Annotated in this window: 1 pseudogene; it reads left to right on the top strand. The window is 68.4% G+C overall.

Features of this window, described 5'->3' with window-relative positions:
- Nucleotides 1-231: pseudogene (gene phzA / locus HMPREF2716_RS15040) on the top strand (phenazine biosynthesis protein PhzA); the annotation flags it as partial.

The following is a 231-nucleotide window of genomic DNA, read 5'->3' as shown; positions in this document are numbered from 1 at the left end:
CAGCGGCACAGCCTGTTCGTCGAGGACGGCTGCGCCGGCAACTGGACCACGGAAAGCGGCGAACCCCTGGTTTTCCGGGGCCATGAGAGCCTCAGGCGGCTCGCCGAGTGGCTCGAGCGCTGCTTCCCCGACTGGGAGTGGCACAACGTGCGGATCTTCGAGACCGAGGATCCGAACCACTTCTGGGTCGAGTGCGACGGGCGCGGCAAGGCGCTGGTCCCGGGGTATCCG

Source organism: Pseudomonas sp. HMSC076A11 (genome assembly GCF_001810205.1).
Classification (GTDB): Bacteria; Pseudomonadota; Gammaproteobacteria; order Pseudomonadales; family Pseudomonadaceae; genus Pseudomonas; species Pseudomonas aeruginosa.
Note: the sequence above shows the minus strand (reverse complement) of the source record. Positions and strands in the feature narration are given on the sequence as shown.